Below are 25,445 nucleotides of genomic sequence, written 5' to 3' on the forward strand. Positions count from 1 at the left end.
TTCAGTACCTCACAGCCCACAACTCCATTTTGAGTTCGGGGAATTCGCCACCGATGTGCATTGCCAGCCCGCCAGAGCTCCCCAAGTCTTTCCAGAGGTCCCCAGACTTATCAAGTTCAAAATACACATAGCCCGTATGATATGGAACTTGCCTTGGGGCTACTGGTAGTGGTCTGAGCTTGATACCCGGCAACTGCACGTTAACCAATTGTCGTATATTTTCTACTGATCCCAGTTTGGCTTGGCTGGGGAAGCGTTGACGCAATACATCAAGATCCATTGCAGCGCTAACGGCAAGAACAAAACTTGCACTGCTAAGCAATGAAGCGTCGCTTACAGTTCCGACGATGATTCCATAGCGACGCTCTTGCAGTGGAATTTGGACTGCGGTTTGCTCCAGTACCATAGACAGGCTTTGTCGAAGCGCATTCACCACGGGGTCGAAGCTTTCAGTCAGTTGCGTGTGGTTATAAGTCCCAAAGTCGGGAACCTGCCGGCTGCTTTCACTAAATGTGGCCATCTCGCCCGCTATTTGTAAAAGATCTGAGTAAAGCCTTTCTGGGTGGGCCCGTTTCAATTCGTCGTAGTGCACCATCAAAGGCAGGTAGCGATTAACTAGTTGAAGAAATAAAAAGTCTGATATTTCCCCGTTGCCTCCCTGCCCTGAAGCCGATACTCGCCCTCGTAGGGCTTCTGCACGATGAAGCAGCAGACCGCGAATCTCTCTGATAAGCGCGAGCAACACCTTGGAGGCCTCAAGATTCATAACCGACGGAATAAAAGACTCATCCAGAAGCAGGCTTTTATCAGTGCGTACCTCTATGATTTTGCACAGCGGGATGCGGGTAAAGCCCTCAAGAGGCTGGCTTTCCAATCTGAGACCCAGAACCAAAGAAGCCGTGTGAATTGGGGCCTCGGATGGGTCTAGTGACGCAGTATCAATGACGGAAATTTCGCTGCTCATCAACCGCCCCTGGCTAATAGTATCGCTGTCGGGGAGCTGCATTTCTGGCATGCCGGAACGGCGCTCTGGCAATGTTAAATAAACAATTTGATTCTTGACTTCGCTGCCGACTTCGATGATCGGCGGAGGGGTGTCGCGCTCAGGAAGAGAAAATGGAGTTCCATCGGGCAAAATACCCGATGCGCTGGCCAGTGATAGTTTGCCCTGCAACATCAGTTCCTGATCGAACTCAAAATTCACGAGTCCCCAGTTGAAGTCGCTTATCGCTCTGACCCGAGCTTCGATAAAGCTCTCAAAATAGCGTGTTTGTTGCTGGAAGTGCTGAGGGCGAAGAAACATTCCCTCAGTCCATACGACGCGGCCTTTGTCTGTCACCTATGCGATCCTCATGGGGCTGATTGCGGCGCCAATTTCTGGCATGTGTTTTTATTGGTCATTGTTAAGAGCCGCAAGGTAAGCTTTCGAAAGCGCGCCACTAAAAAGCTCTTCAAACGGGTCGTCTGACTCGGCCACCCGCTCTTGATAAAATTTACTGTAGGCAAGCCAAGCCTTCTTTTCAGAAGAAGATACAATTTTGCTAAGACCAGCGCTCTGATTTTCTTCAAAATTTTCTGGCGAAAACGTCTGCAGTAGTTGATTAAAGGCCGCCCTGAGTCCTATCAACAGTGCCATTTGGTGTTCCTGAACTTCCGCCATTGCTTGTGTTACTGCCTCCATACGCGATAGGTAGGCGGAGTTTTTTGACGATTCTGAAAACAAAATTTTTGCAGCTTCCACGTTGGCGGCAAACTTCAAAGGGTTGTTTTCAGTTTGCCGAATCAGCGTGGCCCCCATTCGGAACTCGTTCTTCAGATTTGCCCGGGCTGCCAGCAGGTCCATCAAACCTTTCAAAACGGTTTGCTCAAACTCCGTATCATTTATCGCAGCCGCATCGGCAGAAGCGCTTATCTCCACTGGCGCCTCAGCTAACTTTGCCGCAGGGGCCTGCTGATGGCTGGCTACAGGCTGCTCAGGCGCATTCTGCTGATCGCTTTCTGGTGTCTCTGCTATCGGCGGTGGTATTTCCGCATCGGATTTTTCATTTTCCTCAGGTACAGGCGCTCTGGCGGGTAATACAAGCTCATGGGGTTGAATAGGTGCAATTTCGTCACTCGAAGCCTCTGCAGCAGCGATACCTACCGCACTTTCATTGGGGCTTGCAGGTTTTTCAAGGCTGCCCTCAAGAATTTCTGGGACAGTGCTCTCCGGCACTGGATCTTGAGCAGCGGCAATACCTGCCGCACCTTTGTTGGAGCTTCCAGTCTCCTCAGGGCTGCTTTCAAGAAGCTCTGGGGCAGTGGTCTCCGGCGCTGGGTCTGGAATGGCGTCCAATTCGGGCGGTTGCTCCTCAGCCATCCAATCTTCAGGAATTATCGAAGCCCCTGTCCCAGCCATTGCTTCGATACCTCCGCTCAGCGCGTCATCAAACTGCCCCTGAGGTGGAGAGAAGGGGTCGGACAGTGGATCACCATGAGCAAGGTTACTTAAGTGGGATTCCTCAGCTCCGGGGTTCACATTGTCTGTCTGCGACTCTGCATCGACCGACGGCGCTAAGGGGTCAAAAAAGTCTTCTGCACTCGATTTTGAGAGCCCGTCACTGGAGTCCGCCACCCCGAAGCTTGGAGAATAACTGGCGGCTCCTTCCTGAAAGCTGGCCTCTTTTACCGGGGAAGGGTCATTTGTGAAATCGGCTAGTGGGTCAAAATTTATATTGCTGACACCATCATCATGCGGGAGTTTTGCAGGCGTATCTGATGCCGTAGTTGGTGTTTGCGGTACTTCTATGGTGAACAGATATTCTCCAATGCCGATCTCCATGCCGCTAGTGACTGGCGTCGAGTTGCCGCGGCCTAACGCAGCAGCAGCACCATTCACAAACAAGCCATTGGTGCTTTCGTCGGTGATAACAATGTTGTCACCTTCTGTCGAAAAGCGTGCGTGACAGCCAGAGATAACTTTTTGCGGATCGGGCAGGCAAACATCAGATGAGGGATTGCGCCCCACCGAACCTCTCGGCGCCTCAATGTGGAAAATGCCACCATCGGCAAGCTCAGCCTTGTGGTAACTCGTACATGTCAAAATCACTAAAGGTTTCACGCTTGGTGTTTTCGCCTCTGTTTACAGTTGCCCGTGCGATGTAGTATATCGCAAAGAATATATTGTTCATGCGTAAAGCGCTTCGTTTTTGATGGTGCGAATTGCGACTAGGGTTAGAAGGGTGTGGTTATGCTAAAGCAGGTGAAATATTGTTTGGTGCTGGGCGTGCTGGTTTGTCTGGCTACAGGGTGTGCGAGCGGGCCTAAACCCGCAAAAGTTAACTTAAATCTGGTCGCTTCAAATTCGGTTAATCCCGACCTTGAAGGGCGTCCTTCGCCTGTTGTGGTTCAGATTTATCGAATTCGTGCCGCTGATGCCTTTAATAACGCGCGTTTCTTTGAGCTGTACGATGATGCGGAGCAGTTGCTGGGACAAGATCTTGTTGGAGTTACGGAAATTGAAATGTCCCCAAACTCCAAGCGAACATTGCCAGTTGAGGGTATGACGGTAGATACACGGTATATTGGCGTTCTCGCGGCCTATCGAGATATCGACAAAGCTCGCTGGAGAGCCATTTTGCCGACGCCTGCGGGTGATAAACTCGATGTTGAGGTAGCATTAGACGCGTTATCGGTCGTTGTAACGTCTGATGACTGAAGCAAGGGTGCATGTACACCCCCTAAGGGCGGATACCTAATGGCACAACATAGAATTATAGAAATCGATTACCACGATTTCTTAGGGCATTTGCGCGCTGCTCGCGATGCGAAGCAGCTCGTTGAGCCTAGCGACGGTGCTCGGTGGTCGGATTATGTTACGGAAACCGGATTGCGCGAGGCTGCTTTTAAGGCGCATGCCAGAGTGAAATTCACGTCAGCAAAGCCCAAGCTGGTCGCTATATTGGGATCCAACGCTTGGACGGGGTGTTACTACTACTCTACAGACGACGAATCCGCGATCAAATACCTTATCTCATAGTTAACTGCCAGCTAACGCTGGCACAAAGAAGAAGTCTCCCGCCTCATTCCCCGATATTTTTATGGTCTTAAAGTCTGGTTCTTGGCGAAATCCCACGGCCTCCGACCGTTCCAACACTATAGGCTTAAGTTGGCTAAACAGCTGCGGTCCCGACATAATTTTCTCATTGGCCCCCAGAATGTTGATAAAGGCACTCGCAAAAACGGAGTGACCAGTGCCTCCGTTATCTAGGACTGGCGAGTTGCCCCCAGACGAAATCATTAACCTGCTGCTTCGGCTGAGTTTGTACTTCATGAATTCTGCAGAATAATTGTTGCTTCCTGACTGGCTGAGAAAAAGGTAATCCGGAGCGTCTGAAAGGAGGCCTGCGTAGCACGAGTCGGCGACAACCAGCACGCGTTTGGCTTTCAACCTGCCCAGATGACGGGTAATAGACTCGTTTGAAATCCAGTGGGTGTCACGCGGTGGTGGGTCGGCATTGACCGGTAACCAGTATCCGGCTTGAAGATCCCCCATTTCCATTTGGCTGCCGTGGCCCGCGTAATAAATCAGTAAATTATCGTCCTCATCGAGCTCACTATTAAGATCGTTTATGGCATGCATAACCTCAACATCACTGGCGTTTAACAGTACTTTGACAGAAAACCCGTAGCGCCCCTCAAGGATAGAACCGATTTTTTCAACGTCCAGTTGGGGCGTTGTCAGGTCAACCATGTGTCGATAATCGCTGTTACCGATAATGAGGGCATAGTATTGGCCGAAGGAAGTACTCTCAGTGGGATCGCCTTTACTAGAATTCGATGAGGCTAACTCAGCGGTGACCGCCTCAGGCTGACGAAAGACCGGAATGGCAGCATATTCAGTTTCAACTTCAGATTTTTCCTCGCTGAGTCCGGCAATCATTGATTCCAGTTGCGCTATTTGGTCTCTGAGATCATCAGTCGGCAGCGACGCACTTGCTGTGGCTGCAGGGGTTGGATCGTTAACTTGTTCCGATGACTGCGCCGAGTCGTTCTCTGCCGGAGGTGTCGGTTCGGTAGTCTCTGGACGCTGCTGTAATGCATCGATAGAAACTTTGAGTCGGTCAACCTGCGACCGCAGCAGGGTTATCTGGTTGCTTTTTTTACTTATTTCCGACTCTAATTTCGCCCGCTGCTGGTCTTGTGCCTCCCGCGCTGCGGTTTGATAAATTACCGAGTCCTCAGGCATATCCCATGCTTTGCGGTACCAATTCAGCGCGGTGAGTTTGTCTGCCTCAACGCCTAAGCCCCGCTCGTAAAGAGTGCCCAGATTAAACTGGGCTCGGGAATAGCCTTGCTCAGCTGCTTTGCTATACCAGATCAGAGCGGCGCCGTAATTTGGTGTTGTTCCCAGTCCCTTCTCAAAAATTTCGCCAGCATTGGTCTGGGCTTCGGGATCACCTGCCTCCGCCGCAGGTAACCAGACCGCCAAAGCAGTTCGGTAGTCAGCGCGGTCAAATTCGGTGTATTCCCCCCCCCGTATTCGGCAATCGCCCGCCGTTGTCATAATGGGGCGACGAGCCGTGATATAGCGACTTTGGCCTAAACGACGGACTTGTCCAGGCAACAAGCAATCGACAACTTGCAGATCTGAAACCGACCCCTGCGAGGTAGTATCTTGGGCCTCAGCAGCGGGCGCAGCTATGGCGACTAAAAATATGAGCACCCCTATTAGTCTTGTGGTTAAGTAAGCCATAGATCCCCCGAAGTTGTTATTGTTGGCAAAATCTTACCCTCACCGTCACTGAGCTTCAAAGAGCCGCTAGCATGCATGTTAAGCCCTATGTAATCGCGATCATCGTTGTTCTCAGTTGTTTAGCACTCGGCTGCGCTGAGCGCGGCCTGCGCGTTTTTCCACAACAGCCCGACGCTTGGCTTGCCGTTGGAGGTTTCAAATTAGCACTGTTTAACAATGAGGCCAAACAAGGTTCGCTGCTCCACATTTACCTCGATGGCGACGGACGCCCTCTGGTGGGTCCAGAGGGTCCAGCCAGTCAAAATGCTACACCGACGAATCCACTGGTTCTTTCGATGATGCTGCAAGATCCTGCGCCATCAATTTATTTGGGGCGCCCCTGCCATTTCTATCTGGATGCTGTGGCCTGTAATGCAGATTTGTGGACGGCCGGTCGTTATGGATCAGTGGTAGTTGATGCGTTGTGCCAAGCCGTTGAAGAGCTTGCTGCTGAAAATCAAATGCCAGTGGCGCTGGTAGGTTTTAGCGGTGGAGGTGCGCTTGCGGTATTGGTTGCGGGATGTGCTGAATCCGTTACCCACATAGTTACGATTAATGGCAATCTAGACACCAAGCTTTGGGCCGAAATGCGAGGCTTTCTGCCTCTTGCTGGTTCAATGAATCCAATCGAGATTGGACTACCCGACCGGGTCATTCAGCGCATATATTTTGCGGGCGGGGAAGACACGGTTGTACCACCGGAGATCTCGCGTGCTTTTGAGCAGGCAGTTTCTGGGCGGTTAGTGGTGAAACCGCGGTTTACTCATACCTGCTGCTGGGTGTCGGCTTGGGAGAGCCTTTTGGGTGAAGCGTTCGCCGGTGTAACCCCCGCCCAACCGAGGTGAGTGGATGGCTCTATTTAACCTTCGCGTCCATGGCTGCCTTTATTTCCAGCAATTTTTCATTGGACTGCATCACCTCATACATCAGCAGATTGTCAACTTGCTTGTTCAGGTCCTCCGACGATTTGGCGCCATCTAAAACAAGCCAGTCCTCAACAATTTCTCCCGCGAGACTAAGGGCCTCAGGACTGTTTCTGTGTAAATCATTCACGCGCTCAAGATGAAAAAGCGCCGCGTTGTAGTCTCTAAATTTTAAGGATTCATTCGCCATTTGTAATTGCTGGGTGATAACTTCTTGCACGTCGATAGGAAGCGACTCAAAAGGCACGGCTGCGGGCTCTCCATCTGGGGATAGGTAGAATGTGACGCTGGCCGTGGCTATCACGAGCATCAGGATCACCGCTGAGATGCCGAATAAGCGCGACTGACCAAAGTACTGCCGGCGAAACTCGGTGACGTCAGTAAGACGCTGTTCAGTGTCTAACGCGAGGGCACCTTTTATTGCGCGCCACTGGCGCTGGCTAAATAGTTCAGGCCTTTTCGGTGGCTGTTTTCCTTCTGCTTTGGCCTGTGGGGCAGGGGTGCGACCGTAGGGATGCCTCCCCGTAGCCAATTCGTAGGCGATCAAGCCCAGGGCATAGGTATCGTCACCGGGGGAGGGGTCTTCGCCGCCAAACATTTCAAAACTGGCGTAACTAGGTGTCAGCCCGCCTAGCTCTCCCGCATCGAAGACGGTTTTATCCCCCGCGATGGAGGAACCTGAAGCTGCTCTGGCAATACCAAAGTCTAGAACTTTCACCTCCCCTGATTTAAGTAGAAAGATGTTGCTGGGTTTGAGGTCTGAATGAATGATTTGCTTGCTGTGGGCGTACTCTAAGCCCGCAGTTATGCCGCTGAGTATATTGTTGAGAACTTCGGGAGAAACCCCTCGCGGATTTGCGGAAATAAGCTCATCAAGGGGCTGCCCGTCCAACTCTTCCATGGTCATGTAGACCAAGTCTTGATCACGGTCAAAATCATAAACAGTGATGATATTTGGATGCGCAAGTTGTTGTGATTTTCTCGCTTCCCGCTGCAGCATGATGAAGGACTGTGCGTGCTGTGCGAGCTCGCCGGTTAGTATTTTGATCGCAATGTGCGGGTTGGAATCGCGGGCTTCTTCTTTACGCAGGTCAACAGCGCGGTAAACGGTGCCCATGCCGCCAGTGCCCAAAGTCGAGGTTATTCTGAACCGATCTTTAATGAGCAGCCCTGTCGCTACAGATGTTGGGGTATTCGACGGACTCGGCGCCGACGGGCCTGAATTTGAGGTTGCCCCTTGTGCTCGCGGTTGAAGCATTGTCTTATCGGCCATAACTGTTTCGTCTGCCGGTATGCTTTGCTGCGCCTGAATCGTGTCGTCGTCTGCCACAGTGTCTGTTGGCCTTTCAGTGATCACCTACGCAAAACTAACATTTTTAATTGCTTTACTTAAAGGTTACCGCCGAGAACCTTGAGATGCAGCAGGAAAAAAGTTATGTTTTTCGTTTCCGGCGTTTCAGCATGGAACCAAGCCGGCAAGGGAGTGCTGGATGAACGTTGAGCAACTGCTAGAGCCTATATCCGATGACCAACCGGCGGGTGGCGACTTTGAGTACGACCCCGCCTTTGGGGAATTAGAGCGCGCCTCTCAAGGGAAGCCCAGCCAAGAACTGGGCGACTCAGTGTCAGAGGGCGAGCCACCTGATTGGCAAGTTGTTGTCTCGGGAGCGGAATCGCTGCTGGGACAAACTAAAGATTTGCGTTTGGCTGTTTTATACACCCACGGACAATTGGTCACCTCGGGCTTTGCGGGTCTGGTTGCTGGCCTCGAGCTAACTCTGGGTCTTCTCAATCGCTTCTGGGGCAGTGTGCACCCACAGTTAGACCCGGATGACGACAATGACCCAACAATTCGTGCCAACACGCTCAGTCAGTTAGCCGACGAAGACTCATTGCTCAAAGATTTACAGGTAGCGCCTATGATATCTGTGCGCGGTTTTGGCACGGTAAGCTACCGGGCGTTGTTGGTTGCTAACGGTGATTTGACGCCTATCGCAGACGAAGACTTACCCGACGCCGCATCAGTCAACGGATGCCTCCTTGAGTGCCCAATGGATGATTTGCGCACCCTTGCGGAGAACGTGCATCGAGCTTCTGAACTCGCCTCTGAAATTCAAACAACATTTGATGACCTCGCGCCGAACTCCATGCTTAATTTAGAAAAACTTGGGGCGATGTTGGCGGGTGCATATCGGGATATTGCAGTTTTCCTCGCCCGCAGGGGTGAAGATGTGGCTGGCGCTGATGTTGGTGCAGATCAGGAGGGCGATGCCGGTGCCAGCAAGGCGGGTTCCGTGCCGGGACAAATTTCCAGCAGAGCAGACGTCATCAGGAGTCTGGATGCCGCAATAGCTTACTTCCGCAATGAAGAGCCCTCCAGCCCCGTGCCGTTGCTATTGCAGCGTGCCAAGCGCCTGACCGCAATGGATTTCCTAGAGATTATTCGGGACATGGCGCCTGAAGGTTTAGATCAGATCAGAAACGTAGGCGGGCTTGACAGTGGCGATGAGTGATGTACGGCTTTGCTCGGTTGCCGGTGAGGATTCAGGTCAACCACGGAACGACCAAATTATGAAGTGCTAGTCGAGTTCCGTTACCGCATGGTTGCGAAGCTATAATTGGGGTGAAATGTGTGGTACACATTGTGGTGGAATTTAGGGTGCAGCATACCTTTCGAACAAAGAGGTTATTGAAATGGCAAAGGCAAGTAGTCAGAAATTCATAGCACGCAATAGAGCTCCCAGGGTTCAAATTGAGTACGACGTGGAGCTTTATGGTGCGGAGAAGAAAGTCCAGCTCCCGTTTGTGATGGGCGTAATGGCAGACCTTTCAGGTAAGTCTGAGGTCGAGAAAGCCCCTCTGGCCGACCGCTCTTTTACTGAGATCGACGTCGATAATTTTAATGATCGCATGAAGGCGATCAAGCCCCGGGTCGCCTTTAGTGTGCCTAATACGCTCACAGGAGAGGGGAATCTGCCCGTCGATGTAACCTTCGAGAGTATGGAGGACTTTTCGCCTGCAGCTATCGCACGCAAAGTCGACGGCCTTAAGCAAATGCTCGAGGCGCGTACCGAGCTCAGTAATCTTATTACTTACATGGACGGCAAGTCGGGAGCTGAGGAACTCATTAACAAAGTGATGGCAGATCCCACTTTGCTCCAATCGCTTGCGGCATCGCCCAAGCAAGAGGATGAACCTCAAGAGGGCGAATAGCACCACCGCTCGGAAATCAATGACGTGAGAACTAGTGAACAGGGGAAGCAATAATGTCCACAGAAGAACAAGCAGCAGGGGCAGCAGAGGGTGCGACCACAACGCTGGAGGTCAGCGAATTTCAGGATCTTTTAAATAAAGAGTTTAAGCCGAAGTCAGACCGATCTCGAGATGCTGTAGAAGGCGCTGTTCGGACATTGGCAGGGCAGTTATTAAAAGATACCGTCGTCATCTCGGATGACGTCATGAGCACGATTCAGGCCTTGATCGCCGAAATAGACGCCAAGCTCACTGAGCAAATTAACCACATTTTACACCATGCAGATTTTCAGCAAATGGAGGGTGCCTGGCGTGGTTTGAACTATCTGATCTCGAATACTGAGACGGATGAAATGCTCAAAATTCGCGTTCAGAATATCAGCAAGAAAGAGCTGGGCAAAGAACTCAAGAAATATAAAGGAACGGCTTGGGATCAAAGCCCCATTTTTAAGCAGATTTACGAGCAGGAGTACGGCCAGTTTGGTGGTGAGCCCTACGGTTGCTTAGTGGGGGATTTTTACTTTGATCACAGCCCTCAAGACGTTGAGTTGCTGGCCAACATGGCGCAAATTTCAGCTGCATCTCACTGTCCCTTTATATCGGCTGCCGATTCGTCGGTCATGCAGATGGATTCGTGGCAGGAGCTCAGTAACCCCAGAGACCTCACGAAAATATTCCAGACCCCTGAGTATGCTGCTTGGCGCTCTCTCAGGGACTCGGAAGACGCACGCTATCTGTGCATGACCATGCCGAGAACGCTGTCGCGATTGCCTTACGGCACTAAAACCGATCCCGTTGATGAGTTTGACTTCGAGGAGGATACCAACGGCGCCGACCACAGCAATTTTGCGTGGCAGAATTCAGCTTACGCCATGGCGGTCAATATTAACCGCTCGTTCAAAGAGTACGGCTGGTGCTCAAGAATCCGAGGTATTGAGTCGGGCGGTGCTGTTCAAGAACTACCCGTGTATTCGTTTCCAACGGACGACGGCGGTGCGGACATGAAGTGCCCAACGGAAATTGCGATTTCCGACCGGCGGGAAGCCGAACTCGCAAAAAATGGCTTTATGCCGCTCATTCACAAAAAGAACAGTGATATGGCAGCATTTATCGGCGCTCAATCGCTCCAGAAGCCCGTTGAGTACGATGACCCTGACGCCACCGCAAACGCTAATTTGGCAGCGCGGTTACCTTATTTATTTGCCACCTGTCGGTTTGCGCACTATCTGAAGTGCATTGTGAGAGACAAAGTAGGATCGTTTAAAGAGCGTGCTGATATGGAGCGCTGGTTGGGTGACTGGATCCTGAATTATGTTGATGGCGATCCAGAAAACTCCAGTGAAACCACAAAGGCAGAGAAGCCGCTGGCCGCTGCCGAAGTGCGTGTGCAGGAAGTTGAGGGCAATCCTGGATATTACACGTCGCAGTTCTTCTTGAGGCCGCATTACCAGCTGGAGGGCCTGACTGTATCGTTGAGATTGGTGTCAAAACTTCCTTCGGCGAAGGCGGGCTAATTGTCGATTGATAAGACGAAGTCTAGGGGCTGGCGGGTGGTCCGAAATTAAAAAATCACCGGCAAACAATTAATTGGTAATCATTTAATAGTAACGAGGGATTAGTTATGGCAGTGGACGCGTTTTTAAAGTTGGACGGTATTGATGGAGAGTCGCAGGATAAGGAGCACAAAGGCGAAATTGATATCCTCAGTTGGGCTTGGGGAGGTTCTTCTACCGGATCTTTCAATTTGGGCGGCGGCGGTGCCTCGGGCAAGGCAAGCTTTACAGATATCCAGTTGGTGAAGTATTACGATAAGGCCTCCCCGAACCTTATGGCTAAATTGGCCGACGGCACACACATCAAAGAGGCGACGCTTGTTGCTCGCAAGGCTGGTGGGTCTTCTGCGATTGAATTTTTAAATATCAAATTAACCGACGTCATTATCACATCGGTGAACTTCGGCGGATCTGGCGATGATGATCGTTATACAGAAAGTGTTTCTCTCGCTTGTGCTAAGTTTGAAGTGGCTTATCAGGCGCAAAAGAACGACGGTGCTAAAGACGGCGGTGAGATTAAAGCTGGCTGGAACATACAAACCAACGAATTAGCATAAGTTAGCTAGGGCCTTTCACACCGTGAGGGCTTGAACAAAGGGGGCAAGATTGGACATCGAAAAGTGGGTTAACGACGGCGACATTAAGCAAGCGCTTGAGGCCGTCACTCAAGATGTCAAGGCCGCGCCAGCCGCGGCCTCCCCCCGCATTGCCCTGTTTCAATTGCTGTCCATTAATGGGCAGTGGGAGAGGGCGGCAAAACAGCTGGCAGTCCTCAAGCAGCTAGATGACGAATTCAAAGTGCTTGAGCAGTCCTATGGGTCGCTCTTGTCTTGCGAATTATTTCGCCAAGGCGTGTTTTCCGGAAAGCACACTGCACCCATTCTGGGTCAGCCCGAGCAGTGGATGGTGCTTGTGCTGGAAGCATTAAAAGCCGATGCAGTTGGTCGTCATGACCAGGCCATTGAGCTGCGCGAGGAAGCCTTTGGTTCTGCCCCGGCACTTGCTGGACGTGTCAACGATGATGGCTTTGAGTGGCTAGCTGATGCGGACTCTAGGATAGGGCCTTTTTTTGAAATTATGGTTCGCGGAGATTATTACTGGGTGCCGCAAGCAAGGATCGAGTCGCTCACTTTTGAGTCGCCTACCGACGTAAGAGATCTCGTCTGGGCGCCAGTGTCGATAGTTTGGCAGGGCGGTGGGGAAGAGGTGGGGTTTGTTCCTGCTCGATACCCCGGGGATACTTCTAACTGGTCTGCAGCTCAGCAATTTGCTCGGGAAACGGCATGGTCCCCTTTGGGCGAGGACACATGGGCGGGTATTGGTCAGCGTCTCTACGCGACTTCTGATGATGACTATTCGGCTTTAGATGTTCGAACGATTGCTTTTGTGGCCGATCAAACGAGCTCCGATTAGTTAGTGGAAGCGAATTAGCCTCGTGGAAACCATGTTCCAGAAAGAGAGGCTGCAGCCGTCCTTGCTCGATCGCCTCGTAGACGATTCTCCAATACGTTCTGGGAGGCGTCAGTGGGTCTCCCTGAGGGGGAGCGCAAGTGGCAGCAAGACAGATCAAACGGAAGATGAAGTACCTCAGGCTAGTCGGGGCTCCTCGAGCAGTAAGGCGTTTATTTCGGCCCGTAAGCTGCGGGAGTTTGTGACACGAGATATTGCGTGGTTGATGAACACAGTAAGTTTGTCATCGGTCTACCCTGAGTTAGAAGCGTTTCCTCACGCTGCTAAGTCTGTTTTGAATTACGGTACGAACGAGCTCACCGGACGCACGGTGGCAGGATTATCTGCCAGTGAAATCGAGGAGCGGATTCGTCAGGTCGTTCTTTTTTTTGAGCCTCGTATTATGCCGGCGAGCCTTGTTCTTGAGGTTAGCAAAACCGGCTACATGGATGGCCGAGCATTGGCTTTTGACTTGCATTGCGATATCTGGGGACAGCCTGCGCCAGAGCATTTAGTCATTAGATCGATAATTGATCTTCAAGATGGCCATGTTGCAGTCGCGGGCGGTCGTTCCTGATGGACGCAAAATTTCTAGGCTATTACGAGCGGGAATTGCAGTTTATTAGAGACATGGCGGGTGAATTTGCGAAAGACTATCCCAAAGTTGCGTCGCACCTAGCATTAGATACAGCTGATGTTTCCGACCCCTATGTTGAAAGGTTGCTAGAAGGCTTTTCTTTTCTGACCGCCCGCCTGCACCTGAGAATGGATGCGCAATACCCTCGCTTCTTGCAGAGCTTGCTACAACAGGTCTATCCAAGTTACCTGGCGCCCAGACCCTCGGCTACTGTCGTCCAATTTGAGTTAGACGAGGCTGCCGGTGCTGATGGAGGCATCGCAATAGACAGGGGGACCCGCCTCAGGGCGACCAAGGGAGCCTCGGAACAAACGGCTTGCGAGTTTGTAACAACACAGCCTTGTGAGTTGGTGCCTGTGGCGGTTACCAGCGTCGATTATGCGACAGATATCGCTGCGCTTAGAGAGTTGGCTCCCCCCACCTTAAATCCGCGTGCAGCGTTACGCCTAAAGTTGAAGACTGTTGATGGAATAGCTTTTCAAGAATCAATGATCGACCGCCTAACATTTTATCTGTCAGGCCAAACGCGGCAAGCGCATCGCCTTTTAAAGCAGCTGTCGTTGCATGCTCTAGGCATTCAGGTCAGTGATGTCCATCAACGCTCACGTCAGTTTATTGAGAGCGAACAAATAAGCTTGCCGGGTCTGGATGAGGAGAATTCATTGCTCCCTCGCGATACCCGTTATTTTTCAGGGTTTGCTTTGCTAGGGGAGTATTTTCATTTCCCTGAGAAATTTTTATTTGCGCAGATGTCTGGGCTGACAACGGGATTGGCGCGCTTAAAGGATAATGAGTGTATTTTGACGGTATTTTTAAGCGAGGCTGATCAGGAACTGATAGGCCGCGTTACTGCGGATGATTTCTCATTGAATTGTGCGCCTGCCATTAATCTGTTTTCACGCCGCACAGACCGGATGCGCCTAGATACGCAGCATGAAGAGCACCACTTACTTGTGGATCGTACGCGACCAGCTGATTTTGAAGTGTATTCTGTGGAGAGCGTCAGCGGGTTTTCGGAGCACAACGAAGAGCACCGTTTTGCCCGACTCTACGATAGCGTGGGAAAGGACGTGGGTGTTTCTTCCGGCGCGTTTTTCAGTCAAAGATTTGACAAAAGATTGGCCTCGTCCAGTGCACGCAAGTTTGGAGCACGTTCCGCTTACAGGGGGAGCGAGGTTTTTCTCTCACTAGTTGATCAGAATGAAGCGCCATACCCGGCGTCAATGCGGCATTTAGAGGCGCAGGTTTTTTGTACAAATCGAGATCTTCCCATCAACATTGCGGTGGGGCGTGGCACTACAGATTTCTCACTCGACATCAACGCCCCCGTTAGTGCAATACGAGCAAAAGCAGGTCCTACCCGTCCCAAGGAGGGCTTGGCATTAGAAGAGGGCGCCTTGACTTGGCGTGCAGTGAATCATCTTTCAACAAATTATTTGAGTTTGGTGGAAGGCTCCCCGGGAAATGGTGCCAGAGCTATTCGCGATTTGCTGGCCCTTTATGGAGATGAGTCAGATTCAACGATTCGACGGCAAATCGAATCGTTGCAGTCTGTCGCCGCAAGGCGTGTGACCCGTCGACTTCCTACTGACGGCCCTATCACTTATGGACGGGGTCTGCAGGTCACGGTGAAAATCGACGAATCCGGTTTTGCCGGCTTCGGGTCGTTTTTGTTGACCCGAGTATTGGAGCGCTTTTTCTCGCGCTATGTGTCGATTAATAGCTTCACCGAAACTCGCGTTTTATTTGCAGACTCCAAGGAGGAAATTCTATGGCCACCGACAGTGGGTCATCGGCATCTCCTCTGAGCGGATACGCCTTACTTCGACGTGAACCTTGGCGCTTTAGCTTTTATCAAGCAATGCGCATATTGGAGTCAGAGTTTCCGCGTGACTCCCAGTGGGGTTACGGCCGAAAAGCCTCCGATGATCCCGTCAGGTTGGCCCAAGAACCTTCAATGATTATGGCCCCGAGTAGCTTGTCCGAATTTGCAACTGACCCGGGGAGGCCGCCACGTCTGTCCGTTTTGTTCTATGGGTTGTTTGGACCTCAAGGGCCTTTGCCTTTCCATCTTACTGAGTACGCCCGGGAGAGAGTGCTTCATCATCAGGACGACGCACTCGTCGCTTTCCTCGATATGTTTCATCATCGTTTGCTGACCTACTTTTATCGTATTTGGGCTGATGCAACGCCAACAGCAAACCTTGAAAGGCATACTGATGTGTATGCCCAGCAGCTAAATTCAATATTTGGCTTAATTGAAGGGCCAAACCACCCGACAGATCGCATGCCCGCCCAGTTAAAACGCTTTTTTTCTGGGCATTTGGGCTCTGAGGTCAAGCATCCAGAAGCGCTATTGGATATTTTGAAATCAATCCTAACCATGCCGGTTTTCCTCGAAGAGTTTGTAGGGCGTTGGTTGGTAATAGAGCAGAGGGATTTGCTGCGGATTCATGGGCAGTTATCGTCTCAACGCCTGGGTAGACAGGCCACACTTGGCGGCCGAACGTGGCAGAAAGGTAATAAATTCAGATTGCGTATAGGTGCTCTTTCTTTGGCGCAGTATCTCAGTTTACTGCCGGGTGGTGGGTTGCTGGAAAAGGTTGTCAGCGCTGTTGACAGTTACATCGGAGGAGAGCTTGATTGGGATATGAATCTAGTGCTCGCAAAAGATGAGGCTACGCCTACCCGCCCGGGAACGTTTGGACAGCTGGGGTGGACAACATGGCTTGTAGAGGGGCCTCAGGAGACGGACCTCGACGATCTGGCCCTTAACCCGTCACAAACAAATATTGATAATGTGTTGGGCAGCGTTGCCCGATGAAGACATCTGGAGAGTCCACTTATGAGTGAAATTTCGCGATCTGCCTTGTTTGGTAAGTTAAACAAAATAGCCTATCAGTCCGTGGAAAGTGCAACTGTGTTCTGCAAAATGCGAGGCAACCCCTACGTAGAGGTTGTTCACTGGATTCAGCAGGTATTGCAGCTCGCCGATTCAGACTTGCATCGAATTGTTAAGGGTTTCGAGATTGACCCGTCGGTTTTGGTGCGGGATATCACATCAGCTTTGGACAGTTTACCAAGAGGCGCAACTTCAATTAGCGACTTTTCTCCGCATCTTGAGGAAAGCGTAGAGCGTGGTTGGGTGTATGGCAGTTTGATGCTTAATGACACTAGGGTCAGAACAGGCCACATGATACTGGGCATGCTCAAGACACGTTCTTTGAAGAGCGTTTTGTTGGGTATAAGCCCGGAGTTTGGGAAAATTTCCGAAGAGCAGTTAGGGGATCAATTTGATGCTCTTACTGCCGACTCTCCAGAGACTGGATCATCGGCTCAGGGCGCTTCGACACCCGGTACAGAAAATTCTGCTATGGCGCCACCGGCTATGGGTAAAGGTGAAGCGCTTGCGCAATTCACCGTTGATATGACAGAAGAAGCGCGCAGTGGCGATATGGATCCGATTGTCGGTCGTGATGACGAAGTCCGCCAGCTGGTAGATATTCTGATGCGCCGCCGTCAAAACAACCCAATTCTCACGGGGGAGGCGGGCGTTGGTAAGACCGCGGTGGTTGAGGGTTTTGCGCAGCGAATTGCCCGAGGCGATGTACCTCCCTCCCTGCGAGACGTTAAGCTGCTGTCGCTAGACATTGGACTGCTGCAAGCCGGTGCCAGTATGAAAGGGGAGTTTGAGGAGCGCCTGAGACAAGTTATCGAGGAGGTGCAATCCTCAGAAACACCAATCATTCTTTTTATCGACGAGGCTCACACGCTTATTGGTGCCGGTGGTGCAGCGGGTACGGGTGATGCTGCTAACTTGCTCAAGCCGGCATTGGCCCGAGGTAATTTGCGGACAGTAGCCGCGACAACTTGGGCGGAATACAAAAAGCACATTGAGAAAGACCCTGCGTTAACCCGTCGATTTCAAGTGGTTCAAGTCCTAGAACCCTCTGAAGAAAAAGCGATAAAAATGATGCGGGGGATCGCCAAAACCATGCAAAAGCACCATGCTGTTGAGGTGCTTGACGAGGCCTTAGAGGCATCGGTAAGACTTTCGCACCGTTACATTCCGGCTCGCCAATTGCCCGACAAATCAGTGAGTTTGCTCGATACCGCCTGTGCACGTGTCGCCATTAGTCAGCATGCGGTACCGGCACAAATCGATGATTGTCGTCGGCAAATTGAAAGTCTTGAAACCGAAATGGCTATTATTGAAAGAGAAGCGGCGGTTGGTGTCGACACCGCAGAACGCAAGCAAAAAGTGGATGCGGCTTTGCTGGTCGAGCGAGATCGCCTTAAGGTATTAGAGGAGCGATGGACCGCCGAGGGAGAGTTGGTTGCGCGAGTTGTAGAATTGCAGAATCAACTGCGCAATGCCAGCGAAGCTACTGCCAGTGAAACGGATTCCGCTGATGCTGATGCGACTGAAGAGAATGCGGCAGCAGAGGACCTTGAGCAGCCAACCCCTGTGAGTGCCGAAGATCGAGAGGCGCTACTTGCTGAGTTGGCGGCCAAGCGTGCTGAGCTTACGGACCTTCAGGGTGAAGAAGCGCTGATTCTACCCGTGGTGGGAGATCAGGCAGTTGCTTCAGTTGTACAAGACTGGACGGGTATTCCCGTTGGAAAAATGGTTAGTAATGAAATTTCGACCGTTTTGCAGCTTGCTGATAATCTGGAGCAGCGCATCATTGGCCAGCGGCACGCACTGGATATGATTGCCAAGCGTATTCAAACGTCAAGGGCTAAATTAGATAACCCCAATAAGCCCATCGGCGTATTCATGCTAGCGGGTACATCGGGCGTGGGTAAAACAGAAACCGCTCTCGCACTTGCCGAGTCTCTCTACGGCGGCGAGCAAAACCTGATTACAATTAATATGAGTGAATATCAAGAAGCACACACGGTATCGAGCCTCAAAGGCGCGCCACCCGGGTACGTGGGTTACGGTGAGGGTGGTGTCTTGACTGAAGCGGTCCGCAGACGTCCCTACAGTGTGGTGCTGCTCGATGAGGTTGAGAAGGCGCACCCCGATGTGCATGAGTTGTTTTTTCAAGTGTTTGATAAGGGCTGGATGGAGGATGGTGAGGGCCGTGCCATTGACTTCAAAAATACGCTCATTTTGCTGACGACCAATGCAGGTACAGATCTGATTAGTTCACTTTGTGATGATCCTGAACTGATGCCTGAAGCCGACGCCATTGCCAAAGCACTGCGCGAGCCGTTGTTAAAGGAATTCCCCCCAGCGCTTCTAGGACGACTTGTCGTTATCCCGTATTACCCACTGTCAGATGACATGATTTTGGCTATAACGCGGCTGCAATTGGCGCGCATTCAAAGGCGGATAGAAGCTGCTTATGGAATTCCTTTGACGGTTGATGATGCTGCGGTGGAGCTTATACGACAGCGTTGCATCGAAGTCGAAAGCGGCGGGCGCATGATAGACGCTATTCTTACAAATACAGTATTACCGGAAATTTCGAAGGAATTTTTAACTCGGATGATGGAGGACAAGCCCATCACCGCTGTGTGCGTGTCAGAAACCGATGGACAGTTTTCTTACCAATTTGAGTGAGTAAAATACAATGAGTGCCGGACGAAAATACACTGTATCAACGCCCCTGGGAGACGCGCTAAAGCTCGTATCAATGTCGGGTGCAGAGCGGCTGGGACGCGGGTTCAGCTACTCGGTTCAGGCCCTTTCTGAAAATCCCGACATCGCCACTGACGACTTACTGGGACTGCCCGCTACAGTTACCGTCGAGTCGGATACGGGGGGAAAGCGCTATTTCAATGGCCTTATCGAAAAAGTTCAGTTCCTTGGCGCCCCTTACCCCGGCCAATGGTTTTATCAATTTGAACTGGTACCTTGGTCAGCGATGCTCAATAAAGTTGCGGACTGTCGTATTTTTCAAGAAATTACGGTGCCTGATTTACTCAAACAGGTTTTTGCCGACAGTGGCTTTACCGATTACAAGCTTAAATTAACCCGTAACTATCCTGAACGTGAGTACTGCGTACAGTATCGCGAGTCGACGCTCAACTTCATTATGAGGTTGATGGAAGAGGAAGGCATTTATTTCTTTTTTCAACATGATAAGTCTGCCCATTATATGGTTCTGGTGGACGATCATTCCGGCCACGAGCCGGTACCCGGCCAATCAACTATTAAGTATCACCCTGAAGATGTTGGTAAGCGTTTAAAAGAAGACTCTGTCAGCCACTGGACTATGGGTGCTAGCGTTTTAACAGGGCAAGTAGCCCTCAATGCCTACAATTTTGAAACGCCTAGAGCCGACATTTCTACCAAGCGTCTCATTGACCGATCCCATGCACAGGCGTCATGGGAGGTTTTCGATTTTCATGATCGATATGGTGATACTCAAGGAGGAGATCACTATGTGAGGAATCGTATTGAAGAGTTACAGGCGGAGCATGAAGTTTTTCAGGGCGATACAGACAGTCTTGCTCTGGCCGCCGGCCAGTTATTTACACTGCAGCAGCATCCCAGACGTAGTCAAAATCAAGAATACCTGTTGACGGAGGTGTATCACCGAGTTGTTGCGCCAGCCTATTGGTCAGGTGCTAAAGATTCCGGTGAGGATACTTGGGAGGTGAAATTCGATTGCACACCATCGGTAACGCCCTTCAGGTTAGCTCGGGCTACGCCGCGGCCTTCGGTTCGAGGCCCGCAGACGGCAGTTGTTGTTGGACCTCCAAAAGAAGAGATCTATCCGGATAAGCATGGCCGCATAAAAGTGCAATTTCCTTGGGACCGCTATGGAAAGAACGACCAAGCTAGCTCTTGCTGGATTCGCGTCGTGCAATCTGCAGCTGGTCCAGGGTTTGGTTCACAGTTTATCCCGCGCGTCGGTCATGAGGTGATGGTGGCCTTCATTGAGGGAGATCCCGATCGCCCCTTGGTGATGGGCACGGTATATAACGGATCCAATGCGCCGCCTTATGGTCTGCCCGGAAACAAAACCCAGTCGGGTCTAAAAACTCGAAGCTCTCCCGGAGGGGGAGCGTCGAATGCTAACGAGATTCGCCTAGAGGATAAAAAGGGGGCGGAGGAGTTCTACGTTCAGGCTGAAAAAGACCGAAAGGTGCTCGTGAAAAATTGCAATTCAGAGACTGTCGGTGTCGATGAAACGCTCGATGTCGGTAAAAACCGTACCGCTAAGGTCGGCGATAATGAGACCCTCTCAGTGGGAAAGAGCCAGAAGGAGACGATAGGCGCCAGTCAAGAACTGACGGTGGGTGCCGACAGGACACGCGTGGTGGGTGGTAATGAGTCGGTCACCATTGGGAAAAATCAGACTGAAATGGTTGGCAGCTCCCGCATAACAACTATCGCCAACTCTGATGCGCTCAATGTTGGGTTTTCGCAGGAAATCAATGTGGGCGCTACGTACAACCTGTCAGTGCTGGGATTGTCCACAACCGAGGTGGGGGGCGTGCATACGCTGGAGGTGGGCGGTGTTCAGGACATCAGCGTGGGTGGCACGCAGACAATTGAGGTCGACGGTGATCAGCAGCTGGAAGTCGGGAAAACGCGGTCGGTGGAGGTTAAGGAAAATGACGAGCTCAAAGTGGGCAAGTCACTCGTTGTAGAGGCTGCGGACGACATAACCTTTAAAACTGGATCCGCCAGCATCGTGATGAAAAAGAATGGAGATATTACCATCAAGGGCAAAAATGTGACCCTGAAGGCGTCCTCCAAGATTTCTGGAAAAGCCGGGTCCAGTGTAAGCTGGAAGGGGTCGAGTGTTGCGGAAAACTGAACCTGAATTTGAGGGTTTAGTGTCTCAGCGCCTTTAAAGATGTGGTGAGACAGCTTGAACCCGATAATTGTGAAGAGCCCCTCGGCGCATTAGCAAAGCTTGCATTTGTGTAGTGGTTATGCCGTAAATATTGCCTGTAGGCTCAGGGCGGCGAAGGCTGATGGCTATAAAGAAAGCGAAGTGTTACAGATAAAAACGCTGAGGCGGTTTTGGCTGCAATCCGGTTACAGAAGGGGAGATAACCTAATGAAGCGAGCAGAGAGGATAGTTCTAGGCCTGTTGTTTTTGGCTGCGATGTTGCCCAATGCCGCGCTAGCTGGGTTAGCCGCCCAGAACGTCGATTTTGGCAACGTGCGGGAAGGCGTGTCGGTGACCAAGTCGGTCACTGTGACCAATACTTCCCCTGGGTTTCACTATTTGCTGGACCCTTCAGGATCTGGAGCAACGGTGACTGTGGCCCCGGGTTCCTGTCCGTCTGGCGCTGCCTCAGGCAGCGTCAACAGCTGCCAAGTTCAAGTAACGGTGCCGGCGGGCACTGCGCTAGGAAGCGGCAGCGATACCGCCTCTATCGCCTATAAATCCGATGATATGCCCTTTCAATCTGACGATGCCGGTCTAACCATTTCTAGTTTAATGATCTCAGTTACTTATACGGTCATTGCCCCAGCGGATAGCGATGGGGATGGTGTGCCAGATACCACTCCAGACCTTTGCCCGAATACTCCAGCTGGAGAAAGTGTAGATAGTAGCGGTTGTTCCGACAGCCAAAGCCTCTACGACGTTACTGCATCTGCCGGAACCAATGGCAAAATTACGCCAGATGGGCTTCGTCAAACGACTGAGGGCGGCCGGTTGAGCTATGCGGTGAATCCTGATGCCGGCTTTACTGCGTCGGTGGGCGGTACTTGCGGCGGCTCGCTGAGCGGTAACTTTTATACAACAAACAGCATTACCGCCGACTGTACGGTCGTAGCCACTTTTAGCGCCACCACTGTGAATGTTGTGGCGAGTGCCGGCCCCAACGGCAGTATATCTCCCTCTGGCAGTCAGGCGGTGACACCAGGTGCTATTGCGAGTTTCACAGTGACGGCCGATTCCGGCTTCACCCCGACGGTGGCGGGGACTTGTGGCGGTTCTTTAGACGGCTCTGTGTATACGACCAACAGCATTACCGAAGACTGCACAGTTAACGCGGCGTTTTCGACTCAGGCCAACCCTGCAGAGGACGACGATGACAATGATGGTGTAGTCAATTCTCTTGATAAGTGCCCCAACACACCCTCGGGCGAGTCGGTTGATGCCAGTGGTTGTAGTGCGAGCCAGCTAGAAACGGATACGAATACCGATATTGATACAGACGGTGATGGCGTGGCAGATGACGTCGATCAATGTCCCAATACCCCCCCGGGTGAGGCCGTTAACAGCAGTGGCTGTAGTGCAAGTCAGCTCGATACGGACGGTGATGGTGTATCGGACGACATCGACCAATGTCCCAAGACACCTGCAGGTGCATCGGTTGACGCTGAGGGCTGTGCGCAAAGTGAAAGAGATGACGATGGTGATGGGGTCGCAAACGATATTGATCAGTGCCCTAATACCCCTCCAGGTGTGGCTGTCGACTCGCAGGGTTGCTCGAAAGCTGAACAGGATGATGATGGTGACGGTGTGGCTAACGACGCTGACCAGTGTCCCAACACGCCTGCGGGAGAATCGGTTAACGCAAGTGGTTGTAGTGCGAGCCAGATCGATACCGACGGTGATGGCGTGTCGGACGATGTTGACGAGTGTCCCAGCACTCCAGCCGGAGAATCGGTCAACGCCAGTGGTTGTAGTGCGAGCCAGATCGATACTGACGGTGATGGTGTCGCAGATGACGTAGACCAGTGCCCGAACACACCCGCAGGTGAGTCCGTAGACGCCACTGGTTGCGCCCAAAGCGAGAAGGACGATGACGGTGATGGTGTGGCAAACGACCTCGATCAGTGCCCCAACACACCCGCGGGAGAGTCGGTTAATGCTAACGGTTGCGGTGCTAGTCAACTAGACGATGATGGTGACGGTATTGCGAATGACATTGACCAGTGCCCCAATACCCCGCCGGGTGAGACGGTCGATGCGCAGGGCTGTTCTCAAGGTGAAAAGGATGATGATGGTGATGGTGTGGCGAACGATATTGATGAGTGCCCCAACACTCCGCCCGGCACCGAGGTTGACGAAACTGGGTGTCCCACAAAAGAGCAAGTGCTCGATAGCCTGCTCGATGCAGCTGGGGGTGATGAGCAACTGGGGGCTACATCAGAGGCGATTAGCGATGCTTGTACCTCCGATGAACTCTCGGGTCAGTTACTGGCAGATTGCCAGGCATTGATTGGCGCATCTATCGATAAGGAAAGCGGTGTTAACGAAGCATTGAATGAAATTACTCCCGAGCGGGCGGTACAGGCAAATGCCCAGGTGCAGCGTGCCAACACGGTACAGGACCAAAATATAGGTAATCGAATCGCCGCTCTTCGTGCCGGGGCCCGGGGGATTTCTGTGGATGGCCTTAGCTTCAGTAACGGTGAGAGTCGCCTGAACGGTGACCATTTGGCGAGCGCGGTCGACGATATTTTAATGCCGGCCTCAGGTGCAAGCTCCGATGAGGAGCCTATGCTTCTGGCCAACAGCCGCTGGGGTGTCTTCCTATCGGGGGAGTTGAGTAAGGCCGAGCGTGACGAATCGACCAACAGTTCAGCCTTTAAAATGGATACGACTGTGATTAGCGGGGGATTGGATTACCGAGTCAGCGATAACTTTGTACTGGGCGGTGCGGTTTCCTTCACTGATGGCGAGACACGACTGGCCGATGACAAGGGCAGTCTTGATGCGAGGGGGACCTCTTTAAGTCTTTATGGCTCACTTTACAGCGAGCGTTTGTACTTGGATTTCTCTGCAACTTACGGAGATTCCGAGTTTGATCAGTCAAGGCGTTTGGGCTACGTGTTGGGTAATGGTACTCAGGTGAAGCAATCAATGCGTGCCGAATACGATGGAGAGACGACCAGTGTCCATGTTGGGGTGGGCTGGGATGCTATTCAAACAGCATGGATTGTGACTTTAAGGGCAAGCCTTGATTACTTGGATTCCGAGATTGACCCTTTTACGGAGCAAGCCAGTGACACTAACGGAAGTGGCGCTGGTTGGGCTGTAGCGATAGATGGGCAAAGCCAGGACTGGCTTACTGGTCGCTTAACGGGCAGTGTTAGTCGGGTTGTCAGCGCGTCTTGGGGAGTAATCATCCCTTATGTGGAATTTGACGTTGTTCATGAGTTCGCTAATGACGCGGCATTTATCACCGGTAACTTTGCTGCTGATCTTGATGGATCCAAGCTGGTCATTGCAGTTGATGAGCCTGACAAAAGCTATTACCGAGGTCGATTTGGCGCATCGGTTCAGTTACCGGGTGGCTTTGCCGGTTTCGTGGATTATGGTCGCCTGTTTGCCTACGACCGCTGGAGCGAGTACACCATAAGTGGCGGGTTGCGCTACGAGTTTTGATGGGTTGTTGGGCGGCTCGTTAAAAAGTGCTTCATCTTATTACTAGCCAAGGACTTGGGGGTTCCCCGGTCCTACAATTTTTCCATCTACCACGCTGTCGCCTACCCTCGCCATGGGTTGCGTGTTGTGGCCAGGAAACTTCACCGACGCACTCCAAGATAAATCGATCACGGGTGACATGAGAGTCAGATGGCCCGTTGAGGCAATTCTGAGGTTTTTGTGAGTACCCCCCTCAGCCCGACTAAGATTTTGGAAAATTGACTCAAGGCATTTTATTCGGGCTTCGAGTTCTTTAATTTTCTGTTCACTAGCATGTAGCATATTTGTAAACCTCCAATCAGTTGCGGTGTTTAAGTGAATCTTTGAGGTATTGTCGAGTTTCCCGGCATCAGGATTTTAATCCTTTTAAAATTACAAGCTTCGGGCGCTGATACTGTCAACCTGTAGGGGCCGTCCCTAGATCCCTGCGTCAGTTCATCTAATGGATCACAATGGCGCCGCGCAAGGTCAGCGTAATCATTCCAGCAGGTGAGATTATCA

At 51.7% G+C, this 25,445-nt stretch carries 18 protein-coding genes; 14 read left to right on the forward strand and 4 right to left on the reverse strand.

Annotation, left to right across the window (positions count from 1 at the left end):
• Position 1: 1 nt before the first annotated feature.
• Together tssK and tagH are read right to left on the reverse strand one after the other, a co-directional pair.
• Positions 2 to 1,339, reverse strand: a complete 1,338-nt coding sequence (tssK, locus tag ACMAY6_RS02665; RefSeq protein WP_435214222.1) for a type VI secretion system baseplate subunit TssK — start codon at positions 1,337 to 1,339, stop codon at positions 2 to 4.
• Positions 1,340 to 1,390: 51 nt separating this feature from the next.
• A complete protein-coding gene (tagH, locus tag ACMAY6_RS02670) occupies positions 1,391 to 3,088 on the reverse strand; it encodes a type VI secretion system-associated FHA domain protein TagH (RefSeq protein ID WP_435214224.1) in 1,698 nt (565 codons plus the stop codon).
• Positions 3,089 to 3,229: 141 nt separating this feature from the next.
• On the opposite strand from tagH, the gene tssJ reads away from it, so the two are divergent.
• Both tssJ and ACMAY6_RS02680 read left to right on the forward strand, forming a co-directional pair.
• Complete coding sequence (gene tssJ / locus ACMAY6_RS02675) at positions 3,230 to 3,697, forward strand: type VI secretion system lipoprotein TssJ (protein ID WP_435214226.1); 468 nt, start codon at positions 3,230 to 3,232, stop codon at positions 3,695 to 3,697.
• 39 nt (positions 3,698 to 3,736) lie between these two features.
• Complete coding sequence (locus tag ACMAY6_RS02680; protein ID WP_435214229.1) at positions 3,737 to 4,018, forward strand: hypothetical protein; 282 nt, start codon at positions 3,737 to 3,739, stop codon at positions 4,016 to 4,018.
• Here the strand turns inward: ACMAY6_RS02680 and ACMAY6_RS02685 are convergent, their stop codons facing one another.
• On the reverse strand, positions 4,019 to 5,734 hold the full coding sequence (locus ACMAY6_RS02685) for a caspase family protein (RefSeq protein WP_435214231.1): 1,716 nt from the start codon (positions 5,732 to 5,734) through the stop codon (positions 4,019 to 4,021).
• 71 nt (positions 5,735 to 5,805) lie between these two features.
• Here ACMAY6_RS02685 and ACMAY6_RS02690 point away from each other — a divergent pair, with 71 nt between their 5' ends.
• The gene (locus ACMAY6_RS02690) at positions 5,806 to 6,618 is read left to right on the forward strand and encodes a hypothetical protein (RefSeq protein ID WP_435214233.1); all 813 of its coding nucleotides are present in this window, start codon (positions 5,806 to 5,808) and stop codon (positions 6,616 to 6,618) included.
• Between the two features lie 10 nt (positions 6,619 to 6,628).
• Here ACMAY6_RS02690 and ACMAY6_RS02695 read toward each other — a convergent pair whose 3' ends face one another.
• Positions 6,629 to 8,026: a serine/threonine-protein kinase gene (locus ACMAY6_RS02695; protein WP_435214234.1), complete on the reverse strand. Its 1,398-nt coding sequence runs from the start codon at positions 8,024 to 8,026 to the stop codon at positions 6,629 to 6,631.
• A gap of 160 nt (positions 8,027 to 8,186) precedes the next feature.
• Here ACMAY6_RS02695 and tssA point away from each other — a divergent pair, with 160 nt between their 5' ends.
• From tssA to ACMAY6_RS02750, 11 genes are all read left to right on the forward strand, one after another.
• On the forward strand, positions 8,187 to 9,209 hold the full coding sequence (gene tssA, locus ACMAY6_RS02700; protein ID WP_435214236.1) for a type VI secretion system protein TssA: 1,023 nt from the start codon (positions 8,187 to 8,189) through the stop codon (positions 9,207 to 9,209).
• Between the two features lie 181 nt (positions 9,210 to 9,390).
• Positions 9,391 to 9,909, forward strand: coding sequence for a type VI secretion system contractile sheath small subunit (tssB, locus tag ACMAY6_RS02705; RefSeq protein WP_007233502.1), 519 nt, complete (start codon positions 9,391 to 9,393; stop codon positions 9,907 to 9,909).
• A 53-nt stretch (positions 9,910 to 9,962) separates the two neighbouring features.
• Positions 9,963 to 11,462 (forward strand): type VI secretion system contractile sheath large subunit, encoded by a 1,500-nt coding sequence (gene tssC / locus ACMAY6_RS02710; RefSeq protein WP_435214238.1) that lies wholly within the window; start codon positions 9,963 to 9,965, stop codon positions 11,460 to 11,462.
• A 107-nt stretch (positions 11,463 to 11,569) separates the two neighbouring features.
• Positions 11,570 to 12,058 (forward strand): Hcp family type VI secretion system effector, encoded by a 489-nt coding sequence (locus ACMAY6_RS02715; RefSeq protein WP_435214240.1) that lies wholly within the window; start codon positions 11,570 to 11,572, stop codon positions 12,056 to 12,058.
• A gap of 49 nt (positions 12,059 to 12,107) precedes the next feature.
• On the forward strand, positions 12,108 to 12,914 hold the full coding sequence (locus ACMAY6_RS02720; RefSeq protein ID WP_435214242.1) for a type VI secretion system accessory protein TagJ: 807 nt from the start codon (positions 12,108 to 12,110) through the stop codon (positions 12,912 to 12,914).
• Positions 12,915 to 12,945: 31 nt separating this feature from the next.
• Positions 12,946 to 13,527 (forward strand): type VI secretion system baseplate subunit TssE, encoded by a 582-nt coding sequence (locus tag ACMAY6_RS02725; protein WP_435214244.1) that lies wholly within the window; start codon positions 12,946 to 12,948, stop codon positions 13,525 to 13,527.
• On the forward strand, positions 13,527 to 15,395 hold the full coding sequence (tssF, locus tag ACMAY6_RS02730; RefSeq protein WP_435214246.1) for a type VI secretion system baseplate subunit TssF: 1,869 nt from the start codon (positions 13,527 to 13,529) through the stop codon (positions 15,393 to 15,395). The genes ACMAY6_RS02725 and tssF overlap by 1 nt, the downstream gene beginning before the upstream one ends.
• Positions 15,359 to 16,411, forward strand: coding sequence for a type VI secretion system baseplate subunit TssG (gene tssG, locus ACMAY6_RS02735; protein ID WP_435214247.1), 1,053 nt, complete (start codon positions 15,359 to 15,361; stop codon positions 16,409 to 16,411). The genes tssF and tssG overlap by 37 nt, the downstream gene beginning before the upstream one ends.
• A 21-nt stretch (positions 16,412 to 16,432) precedes the next feature.
• Complete coding sequence (gene tssH / locus ACMAY6_RS02740) at positions 16,433 to 19,159, forward strand: type VI secretion system ATPase TssH (RefSeq protein WP_435214249.1); 2,727 nt, start codon at positions 16,433 to 16,435, stop codon at positions 19,157 to 19,159.
• Between the two features lie 10 nt (positions 19,160 to 19,169).
• Positions 19,170 to 21,368, forward strand: a complete 2,199-nt coding sequence (locus tag ACMAY6_RS02745; protein ID WP_435214251.1) for a type VI secretion system Vgr family protein — start codon at positions 19,170 to 19,172, stop codon at positions 21,366 to 21,368.
• A 246-nt stretch (positions 21,369 to 21,614) separates the two neighbouring features.
• The gene (locus tag ACMAY6_RS02750; RefSeq protein ID WP_435214253.1) at positions 21,615 to 24,905 is read left to right on the forward strand and encodes an autotransporter domain-containing protein; all 3,291 of its coding nucleotides are present in this window, start codon (positions 21,615 to 21,617) and stop codon (positions 24,903 to 24,905) included.
• Positions 24,906 to 25,445 lie beyond the last annotated feature (540 nt).

The sequence above is a fragment of the Luminiphilus sp. nBUS_16 genome (assembly GCF_051201645.1).
Classification (GTDB): domain Bacteria; phylum Pseudomonadota; class Gammaproteobacteria; order Pseudomonadales; family Halieaceae; genus Luminiphilus.